Origin of the sequence: Streptomyces winkii (assembly GCF_032248595.1) — a bacterium.
In the GTDB taxonomy this organism is placed as follows: Bacteria; Actinomycetota; Actinomycetes; order Streptomycetales; family Streptomycetaceae; genus Streptomyces; species Streptomyces winkii.
The window spans coordinates 155,492-165,048 of the sequence record NZ_JASTTH010000012.1 but is presented as its reverse complement, the minus strand read 5'-3'; the positions used below and the strand labels follow the sequence as shown (position 1 = coordinate 165,048).

General features: G+C 71.0%; 9 protein-coding genes. 2 read left to right on the top strand and 7 right to left on the bottom strand.

Going from position 1 to position 9,557, the window contains the following annotated elements:
• Positions 1–486: 486 nt before the first annotated feature.
• The 3 genes from proC to QQM67_RS29770 all read right to left on the bottom strand — a co-directional run bounded on the left by proC (position 487) and on the right by QQM67_RS29770 (position 3,034).
• A complete protein-coding gene (proC, locus tag QQM67_RS29780) occupies positions 487–1,296 on the bottom strand; it encodes a pyrroline-5-carboxylate reductase (RefSeq protein WP_314178359.1) in 810 nt (269 codons plus the stop codon).
• Positions 1,297–1,430: 134 nt separating this feature from the next.
• The gene (locus QQM67_RS29775; RefSeq protein WP_314178357.1) at positions 1,431–2,168 is read right to left on the bottom strand and encodes an ABC transporter permease; all 738 of its coding nucleotides are present in this window, start codon (positions 2,166–2,168) and stop codon (positions 1,431–1,433) included.
• A gap of 71 nt (positions 2,169–2,239) precedes the next feature.
• Complete coding sequence (locus QQM67_RS29770; RefSeq protein ID WP_314178355.1) at positions 2,240–3,034, bottom strand: ABC transporter ATP-binding protein; 795 nt, start codon at positions 3,032–3,034, stop codon at positions 2,240–2,242.
• 207 nt (positions 3,035–3,241) lie between these two features.
• Between QQM67_RS29770 and QQM67_RS29765 the strand changes: the two genes are divergently transcribed.
• Positions 3,242–3,616, top strand: a complete 375-nt coding sequence (locus tag QQM67_RS29765) for a hypothetical protein (RefSeq protein ID WP_314178353.1) — start codon at positions 3,242–3,244, stop codon at positions 3,614–3,616.
• A 209-nt stretch (positions 3,617–3,825) separates the two neighbouring features.
• On the top strand, positions 3,826–5,322 hold the full coding sequence (locus tag QQM67_RS29760; RefSeq protein WP_314178351.1) for a SulP family inorganic anion transporter: 1,497 nt from the start codon (positions 3,826–3,828) through the stop codon (positions 5,320–5,322).
• A gap of 105 nt (positions 5,323–5,427) precedes the next feature.
• Here the strand turns inward: QQM67_RS29760 and QQM67_RS29755 are convergent, their stop codons facing one another.
• The 4 genes from QQM67_RS29755 to QQM67_RS29740 form a co-directional block, all read right to left on the bottom strand.
• Positions 5,428–5,721, bottom strand: coding sequence for a hypothetical protein (locus QQM67_RS29755; protein ID WP_314178350.1), 294 nt, complete (start codon positions 5,719–5,721; stop codon positions 5,428–5,430).
• A 256-nt stretch (positions 5,722–5,977) separates the two neighbouring features.
• Positions 5,978–7,819 carry a dihydroxy-acid dehydratase gene (gene ilvD / locus QQM67_RS29750; protein ID WP_314178348.1) on the bottom strand — a complete coding sequence of 614 codons (1,842 nt, stop codon included), beginning with the start codon at positions 7,817–7,819 and terminating at the stop codon, positions 5,978–5,980.
• A 248-nt stretch (positions 7,820–8,067) separates the two neighbouring features.
• On the bottom strand, positions 8,068–8,685 hold the full coding sequence (locus QQM67_RS29745; protein ID WP_314178346.1) for a TetR/AcrR family transcriptional regulator: 618 nt from the start codon (positions 8,683–8,685) through the stop codon (positions 8,068–8,070).
• Positions 8,682–9,536 (bottom strand): sugar phosphate isomerase/epimerase family protein, encoded by an 855-nt coding sequence (locus QQM67_RS29740; RefSeq protein WP_314178344.1) that lies wholly within the window; start codon positions 9,534–9,536, stop codon positions 8,682–8,684. Before QQM67_RS29740 ends, QQM67_RS29745 begins: the two co-directional genes overlap by 4 nt.
• Positions 9,537–9,557 lie beyond the last annotated feature (21 nt).

Here is a 9,557-nt window from a genome sequence, read left to right as displayed (position 1 = left end):
CCCCAAGACAAACAACATCCCGGAGGCACGGGGTATCAACATATCTGGCGTTGACTTTTGGCACACTGTTGAGTTCTCAAAGAACGAACGCTTCCATCACAACCCATATCCCAGGGCCACTCCGGGCGCATCCCTCTCGGTAAACCCCGACTCTACCAGAGGCTTTTCCGGCCTGTTTCCAGGCCCGGATTCACACATCCGATTCCCCGTCGGGCGGGGGCGCCTTCCGGCGCGACCGCTACTTTAGAGGCAACTCCCCGACACCTCAAAATCGAGACGCCACACACCCCACACCGAACTGATTTCCGCACACGAACACACGAAAAACAGCCCCACAGGGGGCCAGGAAACACACCCAAAGAAACAGCCGACGAACGGCGGAAGTGCTGCCGGGCAAACCATTACGGCTGACTGGCAACTGTTGGAGCCTACACCACCCTCGAACGTGTCCCAAACCGGCACCTGGTCGAGGGACGTAGGCCCGAATCAGCCCTTGCCCGCGGCCAGTTCGCGGCTGCGGTCGCGTGCCGCCTCGAGGGCGTCGAGCACCGCTGCGCGCACCCGGTGGTTCTCCAACTCGCGGATCGCGTTGATGGTGGTACCGGCGGGGGACGTCACGTTCTCGCGCAGGGTCACCGGGTGGTCGCCGCTGTCGCGGAGCATCACGGCGGCCCCGATCGCCGCCTGGACGATGAGGTCGTGGGCCTTGTCGCGAGGGAGCCCCAGCAGGATCCCGGCGTCCGTCATCGCCTCGACCAGGAAGTAGAAGTAGGCCGGGCCGGAGCCCGACAGGGCGGTGGCCGCGTCCTGTTGGCTCTCCGGGACGCGGAGCGTCTTGCCGACTCCGTTGAAGATCTCTTCGGCGAGGGCGAGATGGGCCTCGGTGGCGTGTGTGCCTGCCGAGACCACGGACATGGCCTCGTCCACGAGGGCCGGGGTGTTCGTCATCACGCGGACCACGGGGGTGCCGGGCTGGAACCGCTCCTCGAAGAGCGAGGTCGGAATGCCGGCGGCGCCGCTGATCACGAGGCGTTCGGCAGGGGTGTGCGGTGCCAGCTCGTCGAGCAGGGTGCCCATGTCCTGCGGCTTGACCGTGAGGATGAGGGTGTCCGCGCGCTTCGCGGCGTCCGTGTTGCTGACGGCCTCGACGCCGTGCCGCTCGCGGAGTTCCCGTGCCCGCTCCGGACGGCGCGCGGTCACCAGCAGGTTGGACGGTGACCAGCCGCCCCTGAGCATTCCGGAGAGCAGGGCCTCACCGATCTTGCCGGTGCCGAGGACGGCGACTTTCTGGGTCATGGGGTGGTTCACCTCGTCCAGTGCGTACGCGTGCTCTCCTCATCCTCGCACCGGCCGGACGGCCGCAGCGCAACCGTCCGGCTGGTGGATGCGCCGTGGCCGCGTCGTCAGGACCCAGTCGTCAGGGAGTGCCGTCAGGGAGTACGGCGGCGGAGCGTCGCCGCGCCCACGAGGAGTACGAGGAGCGCCGAGCCCGCGACGATGACGGCGTCGCGTACGAAGTCGCCGGTGGGGTCGGTGTGTTGGAGCACCTCGTTCATGCCGTCGACCGCGTACGACATGGGCAGGACGTTCGAGATGTACTCCAGGACCGGCTGCATGGTGTCGCGCGGCGCGAAGAGACCGCAGAGCAGGATCTGCGGAAAGACGATCGCCGGCATGAACTGCACCACCTGGAACTCCGACGAGGCGAAGGCGCTCACGAAGAGCCCGAGGGCCGTGCCGAGGATCGCGTCGAGCAGGGCGATCATGAGCAGCATCCCGGGCGAGCCCGCGAAGTCGAGGTCGAGGAGCCAGACGGCGACCCCGGTGGCGATGGACGCCTGCACCACGGCGAGCACGCCGAACGCGAGCGCGTACCCGGCGATCAGGTCGCCCTTCCCCAGCGGCATCGACAGCAGCCGCTCCAGCGTGCCGGAGGTGCGTTCGCGGAGGGTGGCGATGGAGGTGACCAGGAACATCGTCACCAGCGGAAAGATGCCGAGCAGGGACGCGCCGATGCCGTCGAAGGCCCGGCGGTCGGCGTCGAAGACGTAGTACAGGAGGACGAGGAGCAGGACGGGCACGAAGAGCAGCAGCGCGATCGTGCGACGGTCGTGGCCGAGTTGGCGCAGTACGCGCCGGGCGGTGGCGAGGGTTCGGGCCGGCTTCATGGCTGATGTTCTCCATGGGAGGGAAGTTCGGAGTTCTGGGGTCGGCGGTGGCCGGACGGGCCGGGCGCCGTTCAGGAGACGGCGGATTCGGCCCTGCGTGCCTCGTCCACGAGATGCAGGAAGGCGTCTTCGACCGATTCGGTGTGCGTACGGGTGCGCAGCGCGTCCGGGGAGTCGTCGGCCAGCAGCCGGCCCGAGCGCATGAGCAGGAGGTTCTGGCAGCGGTCCGCCTCGTCCATCACGTGGGAGGAGATGAGGAGCGTGGTGCCGCGCTCGGCGAGGCGGTGGAAGAGGTTCCACAGGTCGCGGCGGAGCACGGGGTCGAGGCCGACCGTGGGCTCGTCCAGGACCAGCAGCTCGGGCGAGCCGAGCAGGGCGACGGCGAGCGAGACGCGTGAGTGCTGGCCGCCGGAGAGGTTCGAGGTGAGGGAGTCGGCGTGGGAGGAGAGATCCACGTCGTGCAGGGCGCGGTCCACCATCCCGGCGCGCTCCCTGCGGGGGATGCCGAGAACGGCCGCGTAGTAGTCGAGGTTCTGGCGCGCGGTCAGGTCCCCGTACACGGACGGGTCCTGCGTGACGTAGCCGACGCGGGCGCGCAGCGGTGCCGTGCCGGCGGGGCGGCCGAGCACGTCGAGGGTGCCGGTGACCTTGGCCTGGGTGCCGACGATCGCGCGCATGAGCGTGGACTTGCCGCACCCCGAGGGCCCGAGCAGGCCGGTGACGGTGCCCGGTGGGACGTCGAAGGTGAGGTCGTCCACGACCGTACGGCCGCCTCGGACGACGCTGAGGCCGGCGGCGTGGATGGCGGGGCGGCCCGGCCCGGCCGGCTCCTGTGAGACCGGCCCTGCGGGACGTTTATTCATCATGCGATGAATTGTGTGACGGGTCTCCCGCCCGCGTCAAGCGCGAGATGACGCCTCCTTCGTGGGCCCTCGCACGGCGGGGTCGGGATACAGCCATCTGTACGTCGCTTTTCACGCACGGTGCATGTGCCGACTTGCAAACACACACGGGCTTCTCGACAAAATGAAGTCTCCTGTCAACGAGCCGGGAAGCGAGCCGAGGGAGCCTTGATGCCGGTGAGCGCGGACCGCGCGATGCGCGGACTCGTGACCGCCGTCGTGCTGCTGCTCGCCGCGCTGCTGGGCATGGAGACCGCATCCGCGCAGGCCATCGGGCAGGACGGACGTACGGCCGCGACGGCGCCCGCATACGCGGCCGTCCCGCACGAGCACTCCGGCACCGCCGAGGACGACTGCAAGCCGAGGCACGGACCGCGCCGCGCGACCGCCGTCCAGGCTCCGGCGAGGGCGCCGGCGCGCATGTGCGGCTGCGATGCGGAGTGGCGGACGGGCCGCCGCTGGGCGGATTCGGTCACCGTGCGTGAAGGGCCGCCCAGGAGTCGTTCCGTCGGCGTGCCCGTACTCCACCAGACGTTCCGCTGCTGATCGTTCGCGCGTTCCCGCGTCCGTTCGACCACCGCCCGGAGGAATCCGGCTGAGCGGGCCTGCCGCCGCCAAGCGCGCCCGCTGCCCTCGCCCTCTCCGGGCCGGCGAACCCTCCCTTCAGCGAACCCTCAGCGAACCTCGCAGCGACCCGCTCGCCGTGCCTCCGTGCGCTCTGCGCGCCGGGCGGCGGAGCGGGCTGGAGATGCCTCATGCGTACGCAGTTCACGGCCCACGCGAACCTGCGGGCCGATGTCACCGCTTCCCTCGTCGTCTTCCTCGTCGCAATTCCGTTGTGCGTGGGCGTGGCCGTCGCGTCCGGAGTACCGGCCGAACTGGGCCTGGTCACCGGGATCGTGGGCGGCCTCGTCACCGGGCTGCTGCCGGGCAGCAGCCTCCAGGTGAGCGGCCCCGCGGCGGGTCTCACCGTGCTCGTGTACGAGGCCGTGCAGTCGTACGGGCTCGGGGTGCTCGGCGTGCTCGTGCTGGGCGCCGGAGTGCTCCAACTGGCCATGGGCGCGCTGCGCCTGGGCCGATGGTTCCGGGCGATCTCCGTCGCCGTCGTGCAGGGCATGCTCGCCGGAATCGGGATGGTGCTGATCGCCGGACAGGTCTACGCCCTCGCGGACGCGGAGGCGCCGGGCAGCGGCCCCGGAAAGCTCATGGGGCTGCCCGGCCTCGTGGACGGGCTGCTCAGCGACGGCGCCGCCCGGACCGCCCTCCTCGTGGGGACGGGGACCATCGCGGTGCTGGTGATCTGGCCGAAGTGGCGGCGCGCCGCGCAGGTGCTGCCCGCGCCGCTGGCCGCCGTGGGCCTCGCGACCGCCGTGACGGCCGTCCTCGATCTGCCGGTCGCGCGCGTACGGGTGCGGGGCCTGCTCGACGCCGTACAGCCGCCCGGCGCCGAGGACTTCGGGGCGCTGGCGTCCTTCGGCGTGGCCACGACCCTCCTCGCCTTCACGCTCATCGCCTCGGCCGAGTCGCTCTTCAGCGCGGCCGCCGTGGACCGGCTGCACGACGGTCCGCGTACGGACTACGACAAGGAGCTGATGGCTCAGGGCGCGGGCAACACCGTATGCGGCGCGCTGGGCGCGCTCCCGATGACGGCCGTCATCGTGCGCAGCTCCGCGAACGTGTCGGCCGGTGCGCGTACGAAGCTGGCGCGCGTGCTGCACGGCGCGTGGCTGCTGCTCTTCGTGGCGGTGCTGCCGGGTGCGCTGGGGATGATTCCGGTGGCGGCGCTCGCAGGGGTGCTGGTGCACGCGGGCTGGAAGCTCATCCCCGTACGGGAGTTCGTGCCGCTGTGGCGTGAACACCGCGCGGAGGCGGTGGTGTTGGGTGTGACGGCCCTCGCGATCGTGGGGATCAACATGTTCGAGGGGGTGCTGATCGGGCTGCTGCTGGCGGTGGTCAAGACCGCGTGGGAGATGTCGCACGTACAGGTCGAGACGGACGACGCGGGCGGCGAGGGGGCGCTGCGGGTACGGGTGCTGGGCAACGCGACGTTCCTGCGGCTGCCCAAACTGCTGGACCAGCTGGAGGCGCTGCCCGCGGACCGCGCGGTGGAGCTGAACCTGGCGGGACTCCGGCACGTGGACCACGCGTGCGGGATGGCTCTGGCGGCGTGGGAGGAGGAGCACAACTCGCGGGCCGCCGCGGCGGCTTCGGGTGCAGTGGCCGCGGCGCGGTCCTCGTCGCCCTCGACGTGACCGAGGTGCCCGAGGAGACCGAGGTGACCGGCGGTCACAAGCTTGGCCGTACGGCGTTCGCCGTCCGGCGTCCGGCGTCCGGCGTCCGGCGTCCGGCTCAGGCCGTCATTCGACCTCGCGCATCAGCTTCCGGTCCATCGCCTCGATGGACCGGCGGGCCGTCGTGAGCTCCTCGGCACTGCGGCGGTGCAACTCGACGTTGTCCTCCAGCAGTTCGGCGTACTTGCGGGCGAGCTCCTTGTACTGCTCCTCGCGCGCCGCGAGCATGCGGGCCCGCCAGGTCGCGGCGATCTGCCACACCAGCACGATCAGGAGGGTGAACACGCCCGCGGTGCCGATGGCCGCCGCCCAGACGCCGGCGGGGTCGGCGGCTGCGAGGCCGAGGGGATGCTGACTCACGGTGCTGCCTCTCTCCGGCTCCTGCGGGGACGTGTGCGGACTCGATGATGCGCACCGCGGGAGGGACGGGAAAGACAAAACGACGGATATCGGGGGCGGTTCAGGGTTCTCCCCGAGGCCCTTCCGGGTGGTTCACCGGAGCACACCCGGAAGCGCCGGGCGGACGGGAGTCCGTCCGGCGTACGTACGGACGGGCCGCCGAAGCCTTCTGAAATCCGAACCGGGCGAGGAGCCGCGGCCCGCTCGCCCGGGCGGATCAGCCGCCGAGCTGCGTCAGATCGCGCACCGCGCCCTTGTCGGCGCTCGTGGCCATCGCCGCGTACGCCCGCAGGGCCGTGGAGACCTTGCGCTCGCGGTCGCGGGGGGCGTACGTGCCGTTCAACGCGGCCCGGCGCGCGGCCAGTTCCTCGTCGGGCACGTTCAGCCGGATGGTGCGGTTCGGGATGTCGATGACGATCTCGTCGTCGGTCTCGACGAGCGCGATCGCGCCGCCGCCTGCCGCCTCCGGTGAGACGTGGCCGATGGACAGGCCCGAAGTGCCGCCCGAGAACCGCCCGTCCGTGACCAGCGCGCACGCCTTGCCGAGCCCGCGGCCCTTGAGGAACGACGTCGGGTAGAGCATCTCCTGCATGCCGGGGCCGCCCTTGGGGCCCTCGTAGCGGATGACGACGACGTCGCCCTCCTTGACCTGCTTGGCCAGGATGGCCTCGACGGCCTGCTCCTGCGACTCGCAGACCACCGCCGGGCCGGTGAAGGTGAGGATCGACTCGTCGACGCCGGCCGTCTTCACGACGCAGCCGTTCTCGGCGAGGTTGCCGTAGAGGACGGCGAGGCCGCCCTCGGTCGAGTAGGCGTGCTCGATGTCGCGGATGCAGCCGCCGGCGGTGTCGGTGTCGAGCGCGTCCCAGCGCTCGGACTGGGAGAACGCCGTCGCGGAACGGACGCAGCCGGGCGCGGCGTGGAACAGCTCCGTCGCCTTCGAGGAGGGCGAACCTCCGCGGATGTCCCAGCTCTTGAGCCAGTCGGCGAGGGACGGCGAGTGCACGCTGTGCACGTCCTCGTTGAGCAGGCCCGCGCGGTACAGCTCGCCGAGGATGGCGGGGATGCCGCCGGCGCGGTGCACGTCCTCCATGTAGTACGTACCGTTGGGCGCGACCTTCGTCAGGCAGGGCAGCGCGCGGGAGAGCGCGTCGATGTCCGCCATGGTGAAGTCGAGTTCGGCCTCCTGGGCCGCGGCCAGCAGGTGCAGGATCGTGTTCGTGGAGCCGCCCATGGCGATGTCGAGGGCCATGGCGTTCTCGAAGGCGGCGCGGGAGCCGATGCTGCGGGGCAGCACGGTCGTGTCGTCCTGCTCGTAGTAGCGCCGGGCCAGCTCGACGACGGTCGCTCCGGCGTCCTCGTAGAGCGCCTTGCGGGCGGTGTGCGTGGCGAGCACGGAGCCGTTGCCGGGGAGGGAGAGGCCGATCGCCTCGGTGAGGCAGTTCATCGAGTTGGCGGTGAACATGCCGGAACAGGAGCCGCAGGTGGGGCAGGCGCTGTCCTCGATGCGGCGCATGTCCTCGTCCGAGACGCTGTCGTTGGCCGACTCGGAGATGGCGCTGATCAGATCCAGCTTGCGGACCGTGCCGTTGACCAGCGTCGCCGTGCCGGACTCCATGGGGCCGCCGGAGACGAAGACGGTGGGGATGTTCAGGCGCATCGCGGCGTTGAGCATCCCGGGCGTGATCTTGTCGCAGTTGGAGATGCAGATCAGCGCGTCCGCGCAGTGCGCCTCCGTCATGTACTCGACGGAGTCCGCGATCAGGTCGCGCGAGGGCAGCGAGTAGAGCATTCCGCCGTGGCCCATCGCGATGCCGTCGTCGACGGCGATGGTGTTGAACTCGCGGGGGATGCCGCCCGCGGCGTGGACGGCCTCGCTGACGATCCGGCCGACCGGCTGGAGGTGCGTGTGGCCCGGCACGAACTCGGTGAAGCTGTTGGCCACCGCGATGATCGGCTTGCCGAAGTCCTCACGCGCTACGCCCGAGGCCTGCATGAGGGCTCGGGCGCCCGCCATGTTGCGGCCGTGTGTGACGGTACGGGACCTCAGCTCGGGCATGGTGGCACTCCTCGTACGGTGCGTGCGCTCTCGGACGGCGCGCGGGGACGCCCGGTGCGTGCCGTCCGGCGCCTGCGGCGCCTCGGCTCGGGCGGCAGCTCGCACATCGGTAGCCCCCGAGGGTACGCCTTGCCGACCGGGATCCGGACCCGGGGATCACATGCTGAGACCCTTCGGGACCGGGCTCCGGACGGGTCGGGGCGATGGTCCGGGGCCGGTCCCCCGACGCACCGCCGGGGACCCGGGCCTCAGCCGGTCAGATGCCGCTGCACCACCGGCGCGAGCCGCGGGATCAGCTCCTCCGCCGGGACCGAGGCGATCGGCTCCACCTTGATCACGTAACGCAGCATGGCGGTGCCCACGAGCTGGGCGAGGGCCAGCTCCACGCGCAGGGCCGCGTCGGGCTTGTCGAGCCCGGAGGCGACCCGCTGAAGGAGGTTCCGGGAGATGAGGCCGCGGAAGATGGAGGCGGCCGTCTCGTTGCTGACGGCCGAGCGCATGATGGCCAGCAGCGGATCGCGGGTGACCGCGTTCTCCCAGATCCTGAAGATGTGGCCCACGAGCCGCTCGCCCCACTCCTCGGGGCTGCCGGCCAGCAGCATGTCGGGGACGCCCATGGCCGGGGCGAACGCGCCCTGGACGGCGGCGGCGAAGACCTGCTCCTTGGTGCCGAAGTAGTGGTGCACGAGAGCGGAGTCCACGCCGGCGCCGCGCGCGATGGCACGGATCGAGGCCCTGTCGTAGCCGCGTTCCGCGAACTCCGTGCGCGCCGAGCTGAGGATCCGGTCCCGCGTGGCCGGCTCTCCCGCGGCCTTCTCCGCGGAGGCGGGGCGGCCGCGTCTGCGCACCGGTCCGTGCGGGGTCATCGCTGCCCCTGAGGGGACGCGCCCTGCGGGGCGGCGCCGCCCACGGCCGCCGAGGCGAGGTGGAGCCGGGTGTAGGCGAGCGCCTCGGCGAGGTCGCTCTCGCGCTCGGTCGATGACATCGCGCGGCGGGTGTTGACTTCCACGACCACGTGACCGTCGAAACCACTCTCCCCCAGCCTCTCCAGGAGCTCCGCGCACGGCTGCGTGCCGCGGCCCGGGACGAGGTGCTCGTCCTTGTTGGAGCCGTTGCCGTCGGCGATGTGTACGTGGCCGAGCCGGTCGCCCATGCGGTCCACCATGGCGAGGGTGTCGGTGCGGGAGGTCGCCGTGTGCGAGAGGTCGATCGTGAAGTGCCGGTAGTCGTCCTGCGTGGGGTCCCAGTCGGGCGCGTACGCCAGCATCTCGCGGTCGCGGTAGCGCCACGGGAACATGTTCTCGACGGCGAAGCGCACATCGGTCTCGCCCGCCATCCGCCACACGCCGCGCACGAAGTCGCGGGCGTAGTTCCGCTGCCAGCGGAAGGGCGGGTGCACGACGACCGTCGACGCACCGAGCCGCTCCGCGGCATAGCGCGCCCGCTGGAGCTTGACCCACGGGTCCGTGGACCACACGCGCTGCGTGATCAGCAGGCAGGGGGCGTGTACGGCGAGCACGGGCACGCCGTGGAAGTCGGAGAGGCGGCGCAGCGCCTCGATGTCCTGGCTGACCGGGTCCGTCCACACCATGACCTCGACACCGTCGTAGCCAAGGCGTGCGGCGATCTCGAAGGCCGTCGCCGTCGACTCCGGATAGACGGAGGCCGTTGACAGGGCGACCTTCACATCGGGGACGCGCGCAGCAGGTTGAACCACAGCAGACAGCCTAAGGCTCCG